This is a genomic window from Bacillus sp. JJ1532 (assembly GCF_036965085.1).
Taxonomy (GTDB): Bacteria; Bacillota; Bacilli; order Bacillales; family Cytobacillaceae; genus Cytobacillus.
The window spans coordinates 25,468-46,578 of sequence record NZ_JBALOW010000019.1 but is presented as its reverse complement, the minus strand read 5'-3'; the positions used below and the strand labels follow the sequence as shown (position 1 = coordinate 46,578).

Genomic DNA, 21,111 nt, shown 5'->3' with positions numbered 1-21,111 from the left:
ATTCTTAAGATGAAGATTAAAAAATCATCATCAGTCTTAAAAAATTATAGGCCATACAACAACCTTAATATTATATCACATCGATAGCATCAAGTCCGCAAAGAACCAATACGGTTTGACTAAAAGTAGAACAAATTGCATGGACTGCGAGATTACAACCTGGCTTAAACTTTGGTAAGAATCTCATAGCCTGTGTCGGTGATCGCAATTGTATGCTCAAAATGGGCACACATTTTTCCGTCAACCGTTACAACTGTCCAATTGTCTTCTAACGTTTTCACATATCGGCTTCCTGCATTCACCATGGGTTCAATACAAAGAACCATTCCTGGTTTTAAACGCGGGCCCTTATCTGGGGGACCATAATGAGGAATTTGCGGATCCTCATGTAAGTCTTGCCCGATTCCATGACCCACATACTCACGTACAATGGAAAAACCAAATGATTCCGCATACGTTTGAATCGCATGTGAGATGTTCGACAGACGTACACCTGGTTTTGCTTCCATAAGGCCCTTATATAAAGATTCCTCGGTCACATCAAGAAGTGTCTGAGTCTCCTTATCAATTGAACCTACCGGATACGTCCAAGCTGAATCACCATGATAACCGTTATATTTAGCACCGATATCAACGCTAATAATATCGCCATTCTTTAATACCCGATTACTAGGAATGCCATGGACAAGCTCATTGTTAACTGAAGCACAAACGCTGCCGCGAAAGCCATTATAACCTTTAAAGGATGGTATTGCATCATGTTTTCGAATAAACTTTTCTGCAATTGCATCTAGCTCTAAAGTTGTAATGCCGGGTGCAATATGTTTTTTCAGTTCTTCATGAGTAAGTGCTACAATTTTTCCAGCCTCGCGCATGATTTCAATTTCACGCGGTGTTTTGCAAATGATCATTATTGCAAGCCCTCGAGTAATTGATCTACATCAGAAAATACTTTATCTATTTCCTGCTGCCCATCAATATTGCGCAAATAGCCTTTTGTTTCATAAAAATCGAGCAGTGGTTTTGTTTGCTTAATATTAACATCTAAGCGATTCTTCACAGTATCCTCATTATCATCAGCACGCTGATACAGCTCTCCGTCGCAGCGATCGCATACTCCCTCTTTTGCAGGAGGATTGAAAACAAGATGATAAGTAGCACCGCAATCTTTACAGATGCGACGGCCAGTTAGGCGATCCATAAGAATACTATTATCAACATCAATATTAATCACGTAGTTAATCTGTTTATTTAATCCCACAAGGATGTTTTCTAATGCTTCTGCTTGAGCAACAGTTCTAGGAAAGCCATCGAGCAGGAAGCCATTCTGGCAGTCATCCTTGGATAATCTTTCGCGGACAATACCAATAGTAACCTCATCAGGAACAAGTTCGCCTTTGTCCATGAATGATTTCGCCTGAAGGCCAAGTTCCGTTTCATCCTTAATGGCTGCACGGAACATATCTCCAGTAGAGATATGAGGGATGCCGTATTTAGCGACAATCTTTTCTGCTTGTGTACCTTTTCCGGCACCAGGGAGCCCCATTAATACTAGGTTCATGTGAAATCCCCCTAAATCTGATTGGCTTTTAGGGACCTCCATGGTTCCCTAAAAACCAAATTATTTAATAAAGCCTTTATAGTGACGTTTAACAAGCTGAGCCTCTAGCTGCTTCATCGTTTCTAGTGCAACACCGACAACAATGAGTAAGCTAGTTCCACCGATTTGAGCTGATTCCGGCAATCCAGCAATATTAATGAATAGAACTGGTAAGATCGCAATAGCTGTTAGGAAGATGGCACCTACAAATGTTAAACGGTATAGAACGCGTGTTAAATACTCTTGCGTATTCTTTCCTGGACGAATACCAGGAATATATCCACCTTGCTTCTTCAAGTTATCAGAAACCTGTTCCGGATTCACTTGAATGAAAGCGTAGAAATAAGTAAAGGCAATGATAAGAGCACTGTACACTACCATACCAATTGGATGTGAGTAATCAAATACTCGTTGAATCCAGAGTGTTACATCATTTTGCTCGAAGAACGAGGCAATTGTTCTAGGAGTAACGATAAAAGAAACAGCGAAGATAACCGGAATAACACCAGCAGCGTTTACTTTTAAAGGTAAGTGTGAGGATTGACCTCCAACAGGGCTTTTGCCTGCTACCATTCTTTTTGCATACTGAATAGGAATTTTCCTTAAAGCCTGCTGAATAAAAATGGTACCTACAATGATAGCAACAACAGCAACAACAATTAATACGACTGTAACGATGCGAAGGAATAGCTGCTCTCCAGCATTTTCAAATTGCTGAGCGTAGATTTGGTTAATCGTTGATGGAATACCAGCTACGATCCCAGCAAAGATGATAATAGAGATTCCATTCCCTACACCTTTAGAAGTAATTTGTTCACCTAACCACATTAAGAATGCAGTTCCAGCCGTTAATACAGTTGTAATTAGAAGATAACTTCCAATACCTGGATTTTCAATTAACTGCCCACCTGCTAGGTTATTAAACCCATAGGACATACCAAAGCCTTGGATGAAACCAAGCACAATTGTAAAATAGCGGGTAAACTGAGCTAACTTTCGGCGTCCCACTTCTCCTTGCTTTGACCATTCAGTAAACTTAGGAACAACATCCATTTGTAATAACTGAATGATAATGGATGCCGTGATATACGGCATGATTCCCATTGCCAGTATGGAGAAATTCATTAGTGCTCCGCCGCCAAATGTATTTAGAAGTCCAAATACATTAAATTGGTCCTGTGACTTCAAAAACTCCGCATTCACGCCTGGTACCGGTATAAATGTACCGATGCGGAATACAACCAGCATTAAAAGGGTGAATATGATCTTTCTTCTTATATCACCCACGCGCATAAAATTGGAGATTGTCTGAAACATTAAATCACCTCAGTTTGACCGCCGGCAGCTTCAATCGCTTCCTTTGCAGCAGAGGAGAATTTATGAGCTTTAACAGTAAGCTTTTTCTCAACTTTGCCTTTTGCAAGAATCTTGATTCCTGCTTTTTCGTTGCTTACTACACCTGTTTCGATAAGAAGTTCAGGAGTTACTTCCGTTCCTTCTTCAAAACGATTTAGAGCATCAAGGTTCACTACCGCATATTCCTTACGGTTAATGTTTGTAAAACCACGTTTTGGTAAACGTTGGAATAAAGGTGTTTGACCACCCTCGAATCCAGGGCGTACACCGCCGCCAGAACGAGCATTTTGACCTTTATGACCTTTACCAGCAGTTTTACCATTACCAGAACCGATTCCACGGCCTTTGCGTTTACGCTCCCCGCGTGAACCTTCTGCAGGCTTTAATTCATGAAGTTTCATGTTGGCACCTCCTTATTTTGTAGAAGAGTGAATATTATATTTCTTTTACCGTAACAAGGTGAGCAACTTTATTGATCATTCCGCGAATAGCCGGATTGTCTTGATGCTCAACTGTTTGGTGCATTTTACGTAAGCCAAGAGCTTTAACTGTTTCGCGTTGGTCCCCTGGGCGGCCAATCACGCTGCGAGTGAGGGTAATTTCTAGTTTATTCGCCATTTGATTTCCCTCCTTATCCTAACAGTTCTTCTACTGATTTACCACGTAATTTAGCTACGTCCTCAGCACGTTTTAATTGTGTTAAACCGTTCAAAGTAGCTCGAACCATGTTGATTGGTGTGTTTGTTCCTAAAGATTTAGAAAGAATATCACCAACACCAGCTAATTCAAGTACCGCACGAACTGGTCCACCAGCGATAACTCCAGTACCTTCATATGCAGGCTTTAGAAGTACTTCCCCTGCACCGAAGTTACCAATAACTTGGTGAGGAATCGTTGTTCCAACCATTGGTACTTCGATTAAGTTTTTCTTAGCATCTTCAATCGCTTTACGGATTGCTTCTGGTACTTCTTGTGCTTTACCAGTACCAAAGCCGACATGACCGTTTTTGTCACCTACTACTACAAGAGCAGAGAAACGAAAACGACGTCCACCTTTAACAACCTTCGCTACACGATTAACCGTAACTACGCGTTCTTCAAGTTCAAGTTTGTTTGGATCAATACGACGCATCTTTTTGTGTCCCTCCTTTGTCTATTAAAATTCTAAACCGTTTTCGCGAGCAGCATCAGCTAATGCTTTTACGCGGCCATGATAGAGGTAACCTCCACGGTCAAATACGACAGCTTTGATTCCTTTTTCAACTGCACGCTTTGCAACTAATTCTCCGACCTTAACTGCTGCATCAACGTTGCCTGCAGATTCTAGACTTACTTCTTTATCTAAAGTAGAAGCACTTGCTAAAGTAACTCCCTTTACATCGTCAACTAATTGAGCATAAATATGCTTATTAGAGCGGAACACGTTTAAACGAGGACGAGCTTCAGTTCCAGAAAGTTTAGCGCGTACACGGCCATGTCTTTTCTTACGAACTGCATTTTTGTCAGCCTTCGTAATCATTTAAGTCACTCCTTTCGTTTACCTATGCGGCATTACTTACCAGTTTTACCTTCTTTACGACGCACATATTCGCCTTCATAGCGGATACCTTTTCCTTTGTAAGGCTCTGGAGGACGAACATCACGAATGTTAGCCGCTAAAGCACCAACACGTTCTTTGTTGATTCCTTTAACGATAACCTTTGTGTTAGATGGAACTTCTACTTCCACGCCAGCTTCAGGTTCAATTTCAACAGGATGAGAGTATCCTACGTTTAGTACAAGTTTAGTACCTTGCTTTTGAGCACGGTATCCGACCCCGATTAGCTCAAGACCTTTTTCAAAACCTTTGGATACACCTTCAACCATGTTAGAAAGTAATGCACGAGTTGTACCGTGTAAAGTACGGTGTTCTTTCGATTCAGATGGACGAGAAACAGTTAGTACATTCTCTTCCAGTTGGATCGTCATGTCCGGGCTGAATGAACGAGTAAGTTCACCTTTAGGACCCTTTACTGTAACTGTGTTTTTACTATCGATGTTAATTGTAACACCAGTTGGAACTTCAATTGGTTTTTTACCTATACGAGACATTTATTGCACCTCCATTCATTAAGAAAGTCTATTACCAAACGTATGCTAAAACTTCTCCGCCAACTTGTTTTGCACGAGCTTCTTTATCAGAAAGAACTCCTTGAGAAGTAGAAACTAGAGCAATTCCAAGGCCGTTAAGTACACGTGGAACTTCATCAGCTTTTGCATATACACGAAGTCCAGGTTTGCTAATACGCTTTAGACCAGTGATTACACGTTCGTTATTAGAACCGTATTTTAAGAAAATGCGGATGATCCCTTGTTTGTTGTCTTCAATAAACTCAACATCGCGTACGAAACCTTCACGCTTAAGGATATCAGCGATTTCTTTTTTGATATTAGAAGCAGGAACTTCTAATTTTTCGTGACGTACCATATTCGCATTACGGATGCGAGTTAGCAAATCTGCAATTGGATCTGTCATGACCATTGTTTTTACCTCCTTCCTAAACCTATAGGTTTACCAGCTAGCTTTTTTCACGCCAGGAATTTGACCTTTATATGCTAATTCACGGAAACAGATACGGCAAAGCTTAAATTTACGGTAAACAGAATGTGGACGTCCGCAACGTTCGCAGCGTGTGTATTCTTGTACCTTATATTTAGGCGTGCGTTTTTGTTTCGCAATCATTGACTTTTTAGCCACGTTTTCGCCTCCCTCTATTTAGCGATTACTTTTGGAACGGCATTCCAAATTGAGTTAAAAGTTCACGAGCTTCTTCATCAGTATTAGCTGTAGTTACGATAACAATATCCATACCACGAACTTTGTTTACTTTATCGTAATCAATCTCAGGGAAGATTAACTGCTCTTTTACACCTAAAGTATAGTTTCCACGTCCGTCAAAAGACTTCTTGGAAATACCGCGGAAGTCACGTACACGTGGAAGTGATACAGAGACTAACTTATCAAAGAACTCATACATACGCTTTCCACGAAGAGTAACTTTCGCACCGATCGGCATACCTTCACGAAGACGGAATCCAGCGATAGAGTTTTTTGCACGAGTAACAACTGGTTTTTGACCAGCAATTAGCGCTAATTCCTCAACCGCATTGTCTAGTGCTTTAGCGTTTTGAACAGCATCACCAACACCCATGTTGATAACGATTTTATCAATCGCAGGTACTTGCATAATTGATTTATAGTTGAACTTGCTCATAAGAGCAGGAGTAATTTCTTTTGTATACTTTTCTTTTAGGCGGCTCATTCATTGTACCTCCCTTCTTCTATAAACTATTTATCTAGAACTTCACCGGATTTTGTTGCTACACGTACTTTTTTGCCATCAACCGTTTTATAGCCTACCCGTGTTGGGTTGCCAGACTTAGGGTCGACAGGCATAACGTTTGATACATGAATCGGAGCCTCTTGGCTAATGATTCCGCCTTGCGGATTCACTTGGGATGGCTTGGAATGTTTTTTCACAATGTTTACTCCTTCAACAAGTACACGGTCTTGTTTAGGAAACGCTGCAAGAATGACACCCGTTTTGCCTTTATCCTTACCAGAGATGACCAAAACTTTGTCACCTTTTTTCACATGCATCAGTAAGCACCTCCTTAAAGGCAATTTAGTTTTAATTATAGAACTTCTGGAGCTAAAGAAATAATTTTCATGAAGTTGCTGTCGCGTAGTTCACGAGCAACAGGTCCGAAGATACGAGTACCACGAGGACCCTTATCGTCACGAATAATTACACATGCGTTTTCATCAAAACGAATGTAAGTACCGTCATTACGGCGTACACCGCTCTTTGTCCGAACAACTACTGCTTTGACAACATCACCTTTTTTAACAACGCCACCTGGTGTTGCTTGTTTCACTGTACAAACGATAATATCACCGATGTTAGCGTATTTGCGGCCAGTGCCACCAAGAACTTTAATTGTAAGTACTTCACGAGCACCAGAGTTGTCTGCAACTTTCAAACGTGATTCCTGTTGAATCATGTGTGTAACCTCCCTTCGGAATTAACTCTTTTCCGAACAATTAGATAATAACTGCTTTTTCTACTACTTCTACAAGACGGAAGCGTTTTGTAGCTGAAAGCGGACGAGTTTCCATAATACGGACAATATCGCCAGTTTTCGCTGTATTTTGCTCATCATGAGCTTTGAATTTTTTAGAGTACTTAACGCGTTTACCGTATAAAGGGTGCTTTTTGTAAGTTTCAACAAGGACAGTAACGGTCTTATCCATTTTGTCTGAAACAACACGCCCAGTGTAAACTTTGCGTTGGTTGCGTTCACTCATTGTGCGAACCTCCTCTCAATTTCACTTTGAAAAACCAATTTCTCTTTCACGAATCACTGTTTTCATACGAGCGATTGATTTGCGCACTTCACGAATACGAGCTGTATTCTCAAGCTGGCCAGTCGCTAACTGAAAGCGAAGATTGAATAATTCTTCTTTTAATGATTTGACTTTTTGTTCAATTTCGGCAGTGGTAAGGTCACGAATATCATTAGCTTTCATTTGATTCACCACCAATTTCTTCTCGTTTTACAAACTTACACTTAAGCGGAAGCTTGTGTGCAGCAAGTCGAAGAGCTTCACGAGCGATTTCTTCAGAAACACCTGCAATTTCGAACATTACTTTCCCAGGCTTAACAACTGCTACCCATCCTTCAGGAGCACCCTTACCGGAACCCATTCGGACTTCTAGAGGCTTGGCAGTGTATGGCTTATGAGGGAATATTTGAATCCAAACTTTACCGCCACGTTTCATGTAACGAGTCATAGCGATACGAGCTGATTCAATTTGACGGTTCGTGATCCATGAAGCTTCAGTAGCCTGTAGACCGAATTCACCGAAATTCACTTCTGTGCCGCCTTTTGATTGACCGCGCATATTTCCACGGTGCACACGACGATATTTTACGCGTTTAGGCAGTAACATATTATTTGCCTCCTTCCTCAGATTTCTTCTTCGTAGGAAGGACCTCTCCACGATAAATCCATACTTTCACACCAAGCTTACCGTAAGTTGTATCAGCTTCAGCTGTCGCATAATCGATATCAGCACGAAGAGTATGAAGTGGAACTGTTCCTTCGCTGTAAGATTCAGAACGAGCGATATCAGCACCGCCTAAGCGTCCAGATACCATTGTTTTGATACCTTTCGCACCAGCGCGCATTGCACGTTGAATAGTTTGTTTTTGAGCACGACGGAAAGATACGCGGTTTTCTAATTGACGAGCAATGTTTTCCGCAACTAATTTCGCATCGATATCAGCTTTTTTGATTTCAAGAATATTGATGTGTACACGTTTGCCAGTAAGTGAGTTAAGAGCTTTACGAAGTGCTTCAACTTCAGTACCACCTTTACCAATAACCATTCCTGGCTTGGCAGTGTGAATAGTGATGTTTAGACGATTAGCTGCACGTTCGATTTCTACTTTTGATACAGAAGCATCCTTCAGACGCTTTGTGATGTACTCACGAACTTTAAGGTCTTCGTGTAAAAGATCAGCATAGTCTTTGCCTGCGTACCATTTTGATTCCCAATCACGGATAACACCGATACGCAAACCGACTGGATTTACTTTTTGACCCACTGATTATCCCTCCTTCTTTTCTGATAAAACGATAGTAATATGGCTAGTACGTTTGTTAATTTGGCTTGCACGGCCCATTGCACGAGGACGGAAACGTTTAAGTGTTGGTCCTTCGTCAACGAAAGCTTGAGCAACCACTAAATTGTTAACGTCCATTTCGTAGTTGTGCTCTGCGTTTGCTAATGCAGATTTCAAAACCTTCTCTACGATTGGAGAAGCAGCTTTTGGAGTTAAGTTCAAAATTGCTACTGCTTCACCTACTTGCTTTCCTCGAATTAAATCTACGACTAAACGAGCTTTACGAGGAGCAATACGAACTGTTCTTGCAACAGCTTTAGCTTGCATAAGAATGCCCTCCTCTCATTAACGTCTTGTTTTCTTATCATCATTGCCATGCCCTTTGTAAGCGCGTGTTGGAGCAAATTCTCCAAGCTTGTGACCTACCATGTCTTCAGTGACATATACAGGAACGTGTTTACGACCATCGTAAACTGCAATTGTGTGTCCGATGAATTGCGGGAAGATCGTAGAACGGCGAGACCAAGTTTTGATAACTTGTTTGCCATCAGTTTCATTTAGCTTTTCGATCTTTGTCATTAAATGATCATCAACAAAAGGTCCTTTTTTTAAGCTGCGACCCATGAGTGAACCTCCCTTCGCGATTGATCTACGGTTCCATACGTGAACCGTAGGACAATCCCGTTATTTTTTACGGCGACGAACAATAAACTTATCCGACTTGTTTGATTTTTTGCGTGTTTTGAAACCAAGTGTTGGTTTGCCCCAAGGAGTCATTGGAGACTTACGTCCGATTGGTGAACGTCCTTCACCACCACCGTGTGGGTGATCGTTAGGGTTCATTACGGATCCACGAACTGCTGGGCGCTTACCTAACCAGCGGGAACGTCCTGCTTTACCGATGTTAATAAGCTCGTGTTGCTCGTTACCTACTTGACCGATAGTTGCACGGCAAGTAGCGAGGATCATACGTACTTCGCCAGAGTTTAGGCGTACAAGAACATATTTACCTTCTTTACCCAGAACTTGAGCAGAAGTACCTGCAGAACGGACTAATTGTCCACCTTTACCAGGTTTTAACTCGATGTTATGGATTACAGTACCCATTGGAATGTTTATTAATGGCAGAGCGTTACCCACTTTAATGTCAGCCTCTGGACCAGACATTACTTCCATACCTACTTCTAGGTTTTTAGGAGCTAGGATGTAGCGCTTTTCACCATCTACATAGTTAATTAGAGCAATTCTTGATGAACGGTTTGGATCGTACTCGATCGTAGCAACGCGTCCTGGAATGCCATCTTTGTTACGTTTAAAGTCGATAATACGATACTGGCGTTTATGACCGCCGGCTTGATGACGAACAGTTATCTTACCTTGGTTGTTGCGGCCAGCTTTTTTGTTCAATGGAGCTAACAGGGATTTTTCGGGTTTATCAGTAGTGATTTCTTCGAAAGTGAATCCTGTCATGCCGCGACGACCGTTAGAGGTAGGTTTATACTTTTTAATCGCCATTTTATTCCCTCCTCTTCAATTAATATTAAACTTCAAAGAATTCGATTTCTTTGCTGTCAGCTGTTAATTTAACAATTGCTTTACGACGTTTGTTTGTGTATCCACCAAAACGTCCCATACGCTTGAATTTACCTTTGTAGTTCATAACGTTTACTTTCTCAACTTTAACACCGAAGATAGTTTCTACAGCATCTTTAACTTGAGTTTTATTAGCTCTAACGTCAACTTCAAACGTATATTTTTTATCGGCCATTAAATCAGAAGAAGCTTCAGTAATTACGGGGCGCTTAATGATATCGCGTGCATCCATTATGCAAGCACCTCCTCTACTTTTTCAACTGCTGCTTTCGTCATGATTAATTTATCATGATTTAAAACGTCCAGAACGTTGATTCCTGTAGCAGTTACAACAGTTACACCAGGAATGTTACGAGCAGATAATGCTACGTTTTCATCAAGGTCAGCTGTTACAATAAGTGCTTTGGATTCAATAGAAAGACCTTTTAAAACACCTTTAAAGTCTTTTGTTTTTGGAGTTTCGAAAGCAAGGCTTTCTAATACTAAAATGTTTTCTGCTAACACTTTAGAAGATAATGCTGATTTGATCGCTAAGCGACGAACCTTCTTAGGAAGCTTGTAGCTGTAGCTACGTGGAACAGGACCAAACACAGTACCACCGCCACGCCATTGTGGTGAACGGATAGAACCTTGACGAGCACGGCCAGTGCCTTTTTGGCGCCATGGCTTGCGACCGCCGCCTGCTACTTCAGATCTGATTTTAGTTTTGTGAGTTCCTTGACGTAAAGAAGCTCTTTGCATAACAACCGCTTCAAATAGAACGTGGTTATTAGGCTCGATACCAAAGATCGTATCATTAAGATCAATTTCACCAACTTGAGAACCGCTTTGGTTAAATAATGCTACTTTCGGCATTCTTATTTCCTCCTTTCCGACTTATTACTATGCTTTTACCGCACTTTTGATTTTTAATAAAGATTTTTTAGCTCCAGGTACATTACCTTTAATTAATAATAGGTTACGTTCAACGTCAACTTTTACAATTTCAAGGTTTTGTACTGTAACTTGCTCTCCGCCCATACGTCCTGGTAATAATTTACCTTTGAATACACGGTTTGGAGCAACAGGTCCCATTGAACCAACACGACGGTGGTAACGTGAACCGTGAGACATTGGTCCGCGGGATTGTCCGTGGCGTTTAATTGCACCTTGGAAACCTTTACCCTTTGAGATTCCTGTTACATCAACAGTTTCACCTGTTGCGAAAATATCAACTTTGACTTCTTGACCAACTTCATATTCTCCTAAATTCACTCCGCGTAATTCACGAACGAAGCGCTTAGGAGCAGTGTTAGCTTTAGCAACATGGCCCTTTTCAGGTTTGTTAGATAGCTTCTCGCGTTTGTCGTCAAATCCGATTTGGATTGCTTCGTAGCCGTCAGTTTCAACTGATTTCTTTTGAAGAACAACGTTTGCAGCTGCCTCAACTACTGTTACCGGGATAAGATCACCGTTTTCAGCGAACACTTGAGTCATACCAATCTTTCTTCCTAAGATTCCTTTGGTCATTTCAGTCACACCTCCTAGATAGTTAAGTTAAATTTATTTCATTAAAGTTTGATTTCGATATCTACACCTGATGGTAAATCTAAACGCATTAGTGAATCTACCGTTTGTGGTGTTGGGTTAACGATGTCGATTAGACGTTTGTGCGTACGCATTTCGAACTGCTCACGAGAATCTTTGTACTTATGAACCGCACGAAGGATTGTGTAGATAGACTTTTCAGTCGGTAATGGAATCGGACCAGATACAGCCGCACCAGAACGTTTTGCAGTCTCAACAATCTTTTCAGCAGATTGATCAAGGATTCTGTGATCATACGCTTTTAAACGAATACGAATTTTTTGTTTTGCCATTATTTTCCCTCCTTTTCGCCTATTTTAAAATAGACATTCTCCGTGAAAATTTCCCACACACTCGCCATGGCAAAGCGGCCGGGTGTGTCAGCAACCTTTCACTTCATCGCAGTCAAAGACCAACATTGTCTATTATACAGAAAACACAAGTCAATTGCAACACTAAATACTGCAATTTCTAGATGTCTTTCACACTCGTATTATTATAGCGGCATTCATTCATTTTTTCAAGCGTGACTGGAAGAATCCAATAATTTCATAAATCTATTCTCATTTCATTTTTGATATCAACATTAATTAAATTCACCATATATATAGAAGAAACAGAGTTATTTCCTTAGTCTCTATAAAATAATGCAAAATAAAAAACCAGATGGATCGTCACCCACCTGGTTTTATTATAAATTAATTATTCAACGATTGTAGCAACAACGCCAGCGCCTACTGTACGTCCACCTTCACGAATTGAGAACTTAGTTCCTTCTTCGATAGCGATTGGAGCGATAAGCTCAACGTGCATTTCAATGTTATCTCCAGGCATAACCATTTCTACGCCTTCAGGAAGATTACAAATACCAGTTACGTCAGTTGTACGGAAGTAGAACTGAGGACGGTAGTTAGTGAAGAATGGAGTATGACGTCCACCCTCTTCTTTAGATAATACGTAAACTTCAGCTTTGAAAACAGTGTGTGGCTTGATTGTACCTGGCTTAGCAAGTACTTGTCCACGTTGGATATCTTCACGAGCTACACCACGAAGAAGAGCACCGATGTTATCTCCAGCTTCAGCGTAGTCTAGTAATTTACGGAACATTTCAACTCCAGTAACTGTAGTTGATTTTGGCTCTTCTGTGAAACCAGTGATTTCAATAACGTCTCCAACTTTAACTACTCCACGCTCAACACGTCCAGTAGCAACAGTTCCACGACCAGTGATTGAGAATACATCCTCAACTGGCATCATGAATGGCTTGTCAGTGTCACGAGTTGGGTTTGGAACATACTCATCAACAGCTGCCATAAGTTCGATAATTTTTTCTTCCCATTCTGCTTCACCTTCAAGAGCTTTAAGAGCTGAACCTTTAACTACAGGAATGTCATCTCCTGGGAAGTCGTATTCAGAAAGAAGGTCACGAACTTCCATTTCTACTAATTCAAGAAGCTCTTCATCGTCAACCATGTCACACTTGTTCATGAACACAACAAGGAAAGGTACACCTACTTGACGAGAAAGAAGGATGTGCTCACGAGTTTGTGGCATTGGGCCGTCAGCAGCAGAAACTACTAAGATTCCGCCGTCCATTTGAGCAGCACCAGTGATCATGTTTTTAACGTAGTCAGCGTGTCCTGGGCAGTCAACGTGTGCATAGTGACGGTTTTCAGTTTCGTACTCAACGTGAGAAGTTGAGATAGTGATTCCACGCTCTTTTTCTTCTGGAGCGTTATCGATTTGGTCGTAACCTTTTGCTTCTCCACCCATTTTCTTTGCAAGTACAGTAGTGATAGCAGCAGTTAAAGTAGTTTTACCATGGTCAACGTGTCCGATTGTACCAATGTTTACATGGGGTTTTGAACGGTCAAATTTAGCTTTAGCCATTAGGAAAATCCTCCTTTAATATATAAAAATTAAGTATTTTTGAGCTGCGAAAGGGTGAATCCTTTTCGCAGCCATGGTGCCTACAATAGTAGTTATACTTGATTAAAAAGGTAAAATCAATTACTTTTATTCACCTTTGTGTTTTTTGATGATTTCTTCAGAAATTGATTTTGGTACTTCTTCGTAATGATCAAATGTCATAGAGAAAACGCCACGACCTTGTGTGCTTGAACGTAATGAAGTAGCGTAACCAAACATTTCTGATAGCGGAACCATTGCACGTACAACTTGAGCGTTGCCGCGAGCTTCCATACCTTCAACGCGACCACGGCGTGAAGTAACGTTACCCATAATATCTCCCATGTATTCTTCAGGGATAATGACTTCAACTTTCATTACCGGCTCAAGAATTACAGGGCTACATTTAGATGCTGCATTTTTCAATGCCATTGATGCAGCAATCTTAAACGCCATTTCAGATGAGTCAACATCATGGTAAGATCCATCAAACAATCTAGCCTTAATATCAACTAATGGGAAGCCAGCAAGGACTCCTCTATCAAGCGCATCTTCAAGACCAGCTTGTACAGGAGCGATATATTCACGAGGAACAACCCCACCGACAATACCATTTACGAATTCAAAGCCTTTACCTTCTTCGTTTGGAGAGAATTCAATCCAAACATGACCATACTGTCCGCGTCCACCAGATTGGCGAGCAAATTTACCTTCAACTGACGCTGAAGCACGGAAAGTTTCACGGTAGGCAACCTGTGGTGCACCAACGTTAGCTTCTACTTTAAATTCACGACGCATACGGTCAACAAGGATATCAAGGTGAAGCTCACCCATACCAGCAATGATAACTTCTCCAGTTTCCTGGTCAGTATGTGCACGGAATGTCGGATCTTCTTCTTGAAGCTTTTGAAGAGCAGTTGTCATCTTATCTTGGTCAGCCTTTGTTTTTGGCTCGATAGATAATTGAATAACTGGCTCTGGGAATTCCATAGATTCTAAGATAACAGGAGCTTTTTCATCACAAAGTGTATCCCCTGTAGTCGTGTCTTTCAAACCTACAGCTGCTGCGATATCTCCAGCATGTACAATCGAAATCTCTTCACGAGAGTTAGCATGCATTTGCAGAATACGTCCTACACGCTCACGCTTGCCTTTCGTTGAGTTTATTACATAAGAACCTGAGTTCAATGTACCAGAGTAAACACGGAAGAATGTAAGTTTACCAACATAAGGGTCAGTCATAACTTTGAAAGCAAGAGCTGAGAACGGCTCGCTGTCATCTGCATGACGCTCTGTTTCTTCTTCTGTATCTGGATTAACACCATTAATAGCTGGAATATCCAGAGGAGACGGAAGATAGTCGATTGCTGCATCAAGCATTTTTTGAACACCTTTGTTTTTGAAAGCAGTTCCGCACATTACTGGATAGAATTCAACGCTAAGAGTAGCTTTACGGATCGCTACTTTTAGCTCTGCCTTAGTGATTTCTTCCCCACCAAGGTATTTTTCCATTAGTTCTTCATCAAGTTCAGCTACTGCTTCAATTAACTTTTCACGATATTCTTCGGCTTGAGCTTGATATTCTTCTGGGATTTCTCCAACTTGGATATCAGTTCCAAGATCGTTGTTGTAGAATGTAGCATCCATTTCAACCAAGTCAATGATACCTTTGAACGTATCTTCAGCACCGATTGGTAATTGAATTGGAGCAGCATTCGCTTGTAGACGATCATGTAGAGTTTTTACAGAATATAAGAAATCTGCACCGAGTTTATCCATTTTGTTAACGAAAACAATACGTGGCACGCCGTAAGTTGTAGCTTGGCGCCATACTGTTTCGGTTTGTGGTTCTACTCCAGATTGAGCATCAAGGACAGTAACTGCACCATCAAGTACACGAAGTGAACGTTCAACTTCAACTGTGAAGTCTACGTGTCCTGGTGTATCGATGATGTTAACGCGGTGACCTTTCCATTGTGCAGTTGTTGCTGCAGATGTAATCGTGATTCCGCGCTCCTGCTCTTGCTCCATCCAGTCCATCTGAGCTCCACCTTCGTGTGTTTCACCGATTTTGTGGATTTTTCCTGTGTAGTAAAGAATACGCTCAGTTGTTGTTGTTTTACCGGCATCGATGTGAGCCATGATCCCGATATTACGAGTATTTTCTAAGGAGAACTCTCTTGCCATTGGGTCTTTCTCCTTCCTAGTATGAGTAATATTTTGTATTGGGTATAAATCCTACCAACGATAGTGAGCAAATGCTTTGTTAGCTTCTGCCATTTTGTGAGTGTCTTCACGTTTCTTAACAGATGCACCAGTATTGTTAGCAGCATCTAGAATTTCGTTAGCTAAACGCTCTTCCATCGTCTTTTCTCCACGTAGACGAGAGTAGTTTACTAACCAGCGAAGACCAAGAGTTGTACGACGATCTGGACGCACCTCTACTGGTACTTGGTAGTTAGATCCGCCGACACGGCGTGCTTTTACTTCAAGTACAGGCATGATGTTTTTAAGCGCTTGATCGAAAACTTCCATTGGCTCTTTTCCAGCGCGCTCGCTAATAATATTAAATGCTGAGTAAAGAATTGCTTGAGATTTACCTCTCTTACCGTCAACCATCATTTTGTTGATAAGTTTGCTAACAAGCTTTGAGTTGTAAATCGGATCCGGTAATACGTCTCTTTTTGCTATAGGACCTTTACGTGGCATATTAGTTCCTCCTTTCAAAAATTCTTTTCTTTATTTTATTGAAATTATTTTTTCGCTGCTTTTGGTCTCTTCTGACCGTATTTAGAACGACTTTGCATACGGTTAGCAACACCAGCTGTGTCTAATGCTCCACGAACGATATGGTAACGTACCCCCGGTAAGTCCTTTACACGTCCGCCACGGATTAGAACAACGCTGTGTTCTTGCAGGTTATGACCGATACCAGGAATATAAGCATTAACCTCGATCCCGTTAGATAAACGTACACGAGCATATTTACGTAATGCTGAGTTTGGTTTTTTCGGAGTCATTGTACCAACACGAGTACATACACCGCGTTTTTGTGGTGAAGAAACATTTGTTTGTGCTTTTTTGAAGCTGTTATAGCCTTTGTTTAGCGCAGGTGATTTTGACTTATCCTCTTTCGTTTGACGAGGCTTGCGCACTAATTGGTTAATTGTAGGCATTGAATTGTCCTCCCTTCACTATTTTGTTTAAGCCCACACATCCAGGTGGTTCATTTTGTTGCAAAAAACAAAGTCTTTGTAGATTCGTTCTACAAAAACAGTTTTTAATTGATAATCGCAACAGCTGCTGCACCAACATCAATTCCACATGCTTTTCCAAGCTTTTTCATGGAGTCTACATAGAGAACCGGAACATTTACTTCAGATGCTTTACTTGCCACATTTGCGATTACTTTCGGGTCTGCATCTTTGGCAATAATAACCTCTTTAGTTGTTCCTGTCTGCAGTGCTTTCACAGTTTGCCTAGTTCCTATTATTACTTCTTTTGCCTGCAATACTTTTTCATAAGACATAAGTGACATCCTCCAAAGTATCCAGTTAATAGGAGCACCTTTGCTATATTACCATCTTCATTTTCGGATGTCAACAAACAATCTTATATTTTTTTAAAAAATATGATGGTAATCCATTTAAAAAACGGTACTGGCCAAGCGGTTTAGCCAGCACCGATCATCTGAATTTATTCTACAGGAACTGCATCCTCAGCCGCCTCTTCCTTCGTGTAAGGCTCAGCTCTGCGATAACGCTGCATTCCAGTTCCAGCTGGGACTAACTTACCAATGATAACATTTTCCTTTAATCCCAGTAGTTCATCACGTTTTCCTTTAATTGCTGCATCTGTAAGAACTCTAGTTGTTTCCTGGAATGATGCAGCAGATAGGAACGAATCTGTTTCAAGTGATGCTTTCGTGATACCTAGTAACACTGGACGTCCTGTTGCAGGAAGCTTACCAGCAAGAAGGGCTTTCTCATTAGCATCTGTAAACTGATGTATGTCAAGAAGTGTCCCTGGCAATACATCTGTTTCAGCTGCATCAATGACACGTACCTTACGAAGCATCTGGCGAACCATTACTTCGATGTGCTTGTCACCAATTTCAACCCCTTGCATACGATAAACCTTCTGTACTTCGCGTAATAAGTATTCTTGAACAGCTGTTACGTCCTTCACTCTGATTAATTCCTTCGGATCAATCGAACCTTCCGTTAATTCCTGTCCGCGTTCTACCTGGTCATTCACCGCTACTTTAAGTCGTGCTGTGTATGGCGCTGAGTATGTGCGGGATTCTACTTCACCTTGGACAACAATCTCATGCTGACGGTCTCTGCCTTCATTAATCCCTACTACAATTCCTTCAATTTCGGAAATAACAGCTACCCCTTTAGGATTACGTGCTTCAAACAATTCTTGGATACGCGGCAAACCTTGTGTAATATCGTCTCCCGCAACTCCACCTGTATGGAATGTACGCATCGTTAACTGTGTTCCAGGCTCACCGATAGATTGAGCAGCGATAATACCTACTGCCTCACCAACTTCAACCTCTTGACCAGTTGCTAGATTGCGGCCATAGCATTTCTTACATACGCCGTGGCGCGTGTTACAAGTAAATGCTGAACGGATCCAAACTTGTTCTATGTTCGCTTCTGTAACCTCTTGAGCAAGGTCTTCCGTAATTAGACCATTTTCAGGTACGATTACTTCTTTAGTTTCCGGATGTTTAATAGCCTTTCTCGCATGTCGGCCAATTAGACGTTCTTCCAAAGTTTCAATCACTTCAGTGCCATCTTTCAACGCACTAATTAGTAAGCCTCTATCCGTACCACAATCATCTTCACGAACAATGACATCTTGAGCAACGTCTACTAGACGACGTGTTAAATAACCTGAGTCCGCTGTTTTTAACGCTGTGTCGGCTAGACCTTTACGAGCACCGTGAGTAGAAATAAAGTATTCCAATACTGTTAAGCCTTCACGGAAACTTGATCTAATTGGTAACTCGATAATTCTACCGGCCGGGTTCGCCATCAGTCCGCGCATACCTGCTAACTGAGTAAAGTTAGATGCGTTACCACGGGCGCCGGAATCACTCATCATAAAGATAGGGTTTGATTTATCAAGTGACTTCATCAATTTCTCTTGAATGGTGTCTTTTGCAGCACTCCAAATGGAGATAACACGATCATAACGCTCATCTTCTGTTATGAGACCGCGTCTAAACTGCTTCATAACATTATCAACTTTTGTTTGTGCCTCTTGGATAATCAGTTCCTTCTCGCCAAGTACCACGATGTCAGAAACACCAACTGTAATACCTGCTTTTGTAGAGTGCTTAAATCCAAGATCCTTCATGCGGTCAAGCATTTTTGATGTTTCAGTAATTTTATAGCGTTTGAAAACTTCAGCAATAATATTACCAAGAATCTTCTTCTTAAACGGATCTACTAGCGGCATTTCACGAATAACCGAAAGTACTTCCTGACCTCTTTCTACAAAATATTTAGCTGGAGTTTCCTCCTCTAAATTTTGTCTAGTAGGCTCGTTTATATAAGGGAAGGATGCCGGCAAAATTTCATTGAAGATTAGCTTTCCTACTGTTGTAACAAGGAGCTTCTGATTTTGCTCCGGTGTAAATGTTGGATTTTTCAAGGATCCAGCATGAACTGCCACACGTGTATGCAGGTGGACATATCCATTCTGATACGCGAGCAACGCTTCATTTACATCCTTAAAAATCATCCCTTCTCCAACTGCGCCATCTCTTTCAAGAGTCAAGTAGTAGTTTCCTAATACCATGTCCTGAGAAGGAGTTACAACTGGTTTTCCATCTTTCGGATTCAAAATGTTTTGAGCTGCAAGCATTAACAGACGTGCTTCAGCTTGTGCTTCTGATGAAAGTGGAACGTGAACCGCCATTTGGTCACCATCGAAGTCAGCGTTATAGGCTGTACAAACGAGCGGATGAAGACGAATAGCACGGCCTTCAACTAATGTTGGTTCAAACGCTTGAATTCCTAATCTATGAAGAGTAGGGGCACGGTTCAGAAGAACTGGATGTTCTTTAATAACACTTTCTAAAACATCCCAAACCTCTGGCTGAACACGTTCAATTTTGCGTTTGGCCGATTTAATATTATGAGATAAGCCCTTTTCGACTAACTCTTTCATAACGAATGGCTTAAATAACTCTAATGCCATTTCTTTCGGAAGTCCGCACTGATACATCTTTAAGTTAGGTCCTACAACGATAACCGAACGGCCAGAGTAGTCAACACGTTTTCCTAATAGGTTTTGACGGAAGCGTCCCTGCTTACCTTTTAACATGTGAGATAGTGATTTTAATGGACGGTTACCAGGTCCTGTAACAGGTCTGCCACGGCGGCCATTATCAATTAAAGCATCTACGGCTTCTTGGAGCATACGCTTTTCGTTTTGAACAATGATACTAGGCGCACCAAGATCCAATAAACGTTTTAGACGATTATTTCTATTAATCACACGACGGTATAAATCATTTAGGTCAGATGTAGCGAAACGGCCGCCATCAAGCTGAACCATCGGACGAAGCTCCGGCGGGATAACAGGGAGTACATCAAGGATCATCCAAGATGGCTCATTGCCTGAACCACGGAAAGCTTCCAATACTTCTAAACGCTTAATAGCACGTGTTCTTCGCTGTCCTTGTGCGGTTCTTAGCTCATCTTTTAAAATGTCAACTTCTTTATTTAAATCAATATCTGAAAGAAGTTTTTTAATGGATTCAGCACCCATAGAAGCTTGAAACTTATTTCCGTATTTTTCACGATATGCCCGGTATTCCTTTTCCGAAAGCAATTGCTTTCTCTCGAGGGCCGTGTCACCTGCATCAGTCACTACGTAAGACGCAAAGTAAATGACTTCTTCCAAAGCACGCGGAGACATATCAAGAACAAGTCCCATTCTGCTTGGGATTCCTTTGAAATACCAGATGTGGGAAACAGGAGCAGCAAGCTCAATATGACCCATTCTTTCACGACGCACCTTTGCACGCGTAACCTCAACGCCGCATCGGTCACAAACTACACCTTTATAGCGTACACGTTTGTATTTTCCGCAATGACATTCCCAGTCCTTTGTTGGTCCGAAAATTCGTTCACAGAATAAACCGTCTTTTTCAGGTTTTAACGTACGATAGTTAATCGTTTCAGGCTTTTTTACCTCACCATGTGACCACGAACGGATCTTATCTGGTGAAGCAAGGCCGATTTTCATATACTCAAAATTGTTTACATCTATCAAGGGGCCTACCTCCCTTTTTATCTCCGGGCTATGCCCATTTTGCCCATAAAAAGCAATTGGGGTGCAATGATAATGTTCATCAGCCCCGCTTAAATATGCGAAGGCTGTGAACTAATATTAAA

The 21,111-nt window shown here is 41.3% G+C and carries 30 protein-coding genes; all 30 read right to left on the bottom strand.

Features of this window, described 5'->3' with window-relative positions:
- Window positions 1-164 precede the first annotated feature (164 nt).
- On the bottom strand, window positions 165-911 hold the full coding sequence (gene map / locus V7122_RS08840; protein ID WP_335343887.1) for a type I methionyl aminopeptidase: 747 nt from the start codon (window positions 909-911) through the stop codon (window positions 165-167).
- Complete coding sequence (locus V7122_RS08835; protein ID WP_335343886.1) at window positions 911-1,561, bottom strand: adenylate kinase; 651 nt, start codon at window positions 1,559-1,561, stop codon at window positions 911-913. Before V7122_RS08835 ends, map begins: the two co-directional genes overlap by 1 nt.
- Before the next feature lie 60 nt (window positions 1,562-1,621).
- Window positions 1,622-2,917, bottom strand: coding sequence for a preprotein translocase subunit SecY (secY, locus tag V7122_RS08830; RefSeq protein WP_335343885.1), 1,296 nt, complete (start codon window positions 2,915-2,917; stop codon window positions 1,622-1,624).
- Window positions 2,917-3,357: a 50S ribosomal protein L15 gene (rplO, locus tag V7122_RS08825; RefSeq protein WP_066301477.1), complete on the bottom strand. Its 441-nt coding sequence runs from the start codon at window positions 3,355-3,357 to the stop codon at window positions 2,917-2,919. The genes secY and rplO overlap by 1 nt, the downstream gene beginning before the upstream one ends.
- A gap of 34 nt (window positions 3,358-3,391) precedes the next feature.
- Entirely contained in the window at window positions 3,392-3,574 is a 183-nt protein-coding gene (gene rpmD, locus V7122_RS08820; protein WP_066301482.1) for a 50S ribosomal protein L30, read from the bottom strand.
- 13 nt (window positions 3,575-3,587) lie between these two features.
- A complete protein-coding gene (gene rpsE, locus V7122_RS08815; protein WP_057776552.1) occupies window positions 3,588-4,088 on the bottom strand; it encodes a 30S ribosomal protein S5 in 501 nt (166 codons plus the stop codon).
- A gap of 24 nt (window positions 4,089-4,112) precedes the next feature.
- Window positions 4,113-4,475, bottom strand: a complete 363-nt coding sequence (gene rplR / locus V7122_RS08810) for a 50S ribosomal protein L18 (RefSeq protein ID WP_335343884.1) — start codon at window positions 4,473-4,475, stop codon at window positions 4,113-4,115.
- Window positions 4,476-4,507: 32 nt separating this feature from the next.
- Window positions 4,508-5,047: a 50S ribosomal protein L6 gene (gene rplF / locus V7122_RS08805; RefSeq protein ID WP_335343883.1), complete on the bottom strand. Its 540-nt coding sequence runs from the start codon at window positions 5,045-5,047 to the stop codon at window positions 4,508-4,510.
- A 31-nt stretch (window positions 5,048-5,078) separates the two neighbouring features.
- Window positions 5,079-5,477 carry a 30S ribosomal protein S8 gene (rpsH, locus tag V7122_RS08800; protein ID WP_066301490.1) on the bottom strand — a complete coding sequence of 133 codons (399 nt, stop codon included), beginning with the start codon at window positions 5,475-5,477 and terminating at the stop codon, window positions 5,079-5,081.
- A gap of 30 nt (window positions 5,478-5,507) precedes the next feature.
- Entirely contained in the window at window positions 5,508-5,693 is a 186-nt protein-coding gene (rpsN, locus tag V7122_RS08795; RefSeq protein ID WP_009499044.1) for a 30S ribosomal protein S14, read from the bottom strand.
- Window positions 5,694-5,718: 25 nt separating this feature from the next.
- A complete protein-coding gene (gene rplE / locus V7122_RS08790) occupies window positions 5,719-6,258 on the bottom strand; it encodes a 50S ribosomal protein L5 (protein WP_335343882.1) in 540 nt (179 codons plus the stop codon).
- Window positions 6,259-6,284: 26 nt separating this feature from the next.
- Entirely contained in the window at window positions 6,285-6,596 is a 312-nt protein-coding gene (rplX, locus tag V7122_RS08785) for a 50S ribosomal protein L24 (protein WP_335526375.1), read from the bottom strand.
- Window positions 6,597-6,631: 35 nt separating this feature from the next.
- Window positions 6,632-7,000 carry a 50S ribosomal protein L14 gene (gene rplN, locus V7122_RS08780; RefSeq protein ID WP_066301501.1) on the bottom strand — a complete coding sequence of 123 codons (369 nt, stop codon included), beginning with the start codon at window positions 6,998-7,000 and terminating at the stop codon, window positions 6,632-6,634.
- Between the two features lie 40 nt (window positions 7,001-7,040).
- Window positions 7,041-7,304 (bottom strand): 30S ribosomal protein S17, encoded by a 264-nt coding sequence (rpsQ, locus tag V7122_RS08775; protein ID WP_066301504.1) that lies wholly within the window; start codon window positions 7,302-7,304, stop codon window positions 7,041-7,043.
- Window positions 7,305-7,325: 21 nt separating this feature from the next.
- The gene (gene rpmC, locus V7122_RS08770; RefSeq protein ID WP_057776544.1) at window positions 7,326-7,526 is read right to left on the bottom strand and encodes a 50S ribosomal protein L29; all 201 of its coding nucleotides are present in this window, start codon (window positions 7,524-7,526) and stop codon (window positions 7,326-7,328) included.
- Window positions 7,516-7,950, bottom strand: a complete 435-nt coding sequence (gene rplP, locus V7122_RS08765; RefSeq protein ID WP_335353382.1) for a 50S ribosomal protein L16 — start codon at window positions 7,948-7,950, stop codon at window positions 7,516-7,518. Before rplP ends, rpmC begins: the two co-directional genes overlap by 11 nt.
- A gap of 1 nt (window position 7,951) precedes the next feature.
- The gene (gene rpsC, locus V7122_RS08760) at window positions 7,952-8,608 is read right to left on the bottom strand and encodes a 30S ribosomal protein S3 (RefSeq protein WP_335343879.1); all 657 of its coding nucleotides are present in this window, start codon (window positions 8,606-8,608) and stop codon (window positions 7,952-7,954) included.
- A gap of 3 nt (window positions 8,609-8,611) precedes the next feature.
- Complete coding sequence (gene rplV / locus V7122_RS08755; RefSeq protein ID WP_009336582.1) at window positions 8,612-8,953, bottom strand: 50S ribosomal protein L22; 342 nt, start codon at window positions 8,951-8,953, stop codon at window positions 8,612-8,614.
- Window positions 8,954-8,971: 18 nt separating this feature from the next.
- The gene (gene rpsS, locus V7122_RS08750; protein ID WP_066301517.1) at window positions 8,972-9,250 is read right to left on the bottom strand and encodes a 30S ribosomal protein S19; all 279 of its coding nucleotides are present in this window, start codon (window positions 9,248-9,250) and stop codon (window positions 8,972-8,974) included.
- 60 nt (window positions 9,251-9,310) lie between these two features.
- Window positions 9,311-10,141, bottom strand: coding sequence for a 50S ribosomal protein L2 (rplB, locus tag V7122_RS08745; RefSeq protein ID WP_066301520.1), 831 nt, complete (start codon window positions 10,139-10,141; stop codon window positions 9,311-9,313).
- A gap of 25 nt (window positions 10,142-10,166) precedes the next feature.
- Window positions 10,167-10,454: a 50S ribosomal protein L23 gene (gene rplW, locus V7122_RS08740; protein WP_315668898.1), complete on the bottom strand. Its 288-nt coding sequence runs from the start codon at window positions 10,452-10,454 to the stop codon at window positions 10,167-10,169.
- Window positions 10,451-11,074, bottom strand: a complete 624-nt coding sequence (gene rplD, locus V7122_RS08735) for a 50S ribosomal protein L4 (RefSeq protein WP_335526373.1) — start codon at window positions 11,072-11,074, stop codon at window positions 10,451-10,453. The genes rplW and rplD overlap by 4 nt, the downstream gene beginning before the upstream one ends.
- A gap of 27 nt (window positions 11,075-11,101) precedes the next feature.
- On the bottom strand, window positions 11,102-11,728 hold the full coding sequence (rplC, locus tag V7122_RS08730) for a 50S ribosomal protein L3 (RefSeq protein ID WP_335343878.1): 627 nt from the start codon (window positions 11,726-11,728) through the stop codon (window positions 11,102-11,104).
- A gap of 41 nt (window positions 11,729-11,769) precedes the next feature.
- The gene (rpsJ, locus tag V7122_RS08725; protein ID WP_009336571.1) at window positions 11,770-12,078 is read right to left on the bottom strand and encodes a 30S ribosomal protein S10; all 309 of its coding nucleotides are present in this window, start codon (window positions 12,076-12,078) and stop codon (window positions 11,770-11,772) included.
- 409 nt (window positions 12,079-12,487) lie between these two features.
- The gene (gene tuf, locus V7122_RS08720) at window positions 12,488-13,675 is read right to left on the bottom strand and encodes an elongation factor Tu (RefSeq protein WP_335346161.1); all 1,188 of its coding nucleotides are present in this window, start codon (window positions 13,673-13,675) and stop codon (window positions 12,488-12,490) included.
- Between the two features lie 126 nt (window positions 13,676-13,801).
- On the bottom strand, window positions 13,802-15,880 hold the full coding sequence (gene fusA / locus V7122_RS08715; protein ID WP_335526370.1) for an elongation factor G: 2,079 nt from the start codon (window positions 15,878-15,880) through the stop codon (window positions 13,802-13,804).
- A gap of 51 nt (window positions 15,881-15,931) precedes the next feature.
- Complete coding sequence (gene rpsG, locus V7122_RS08710; protein ID WP_315666869.1) at window positions 15,932-16,402, bottom strand: 30S ribosomal protein S7; 471 nt, start codon at window positions 16,400-16,402, stop codon at window positions 15,932-15,934.
- Between the two features lie 44 nt (window positions 16,403-16,446).
- Window positions 16,447-16,869, bottom strand: coding sequence for a 30S ribosomal protein S12 (gene rpsL, locus V7122_RS08705; protein WP_335346159.1), 423 nt, complete (start codon window positions 16,867-16,869; stop codon window positions 16,447-16,449).
- Window positions 16,870-16,973: 104 nt separating this feature from the next.
- A complete protein-coding gene (locus tag V7122_RS08700; RefSeq protein WP_335346158.1) occupies window positions 16,974-17,222 on the bottom strand; it encodes a 50S ribosomal protein L7ae-like protein in 249 nt (82 codons plus the stop codon).
- A 167-nt stretch (window positions 17,223-17,389) separates the two neighbouring features.
- Window positions 17,390-20,989: a DNA-directed RNA polymerase subunit beta' gene (gene rpoC, locus V7122_RS08695; RefSeq protein WP_335346157.1), complete on the bottom strand. Its 3,600-nt coding sequence runs from the start codon at window positions 20,987-20,989 to the stop codon at window positions 17,390-17,392.
- Window positions 20,990-21,111 lie beyond the last annotated feature (122 nt).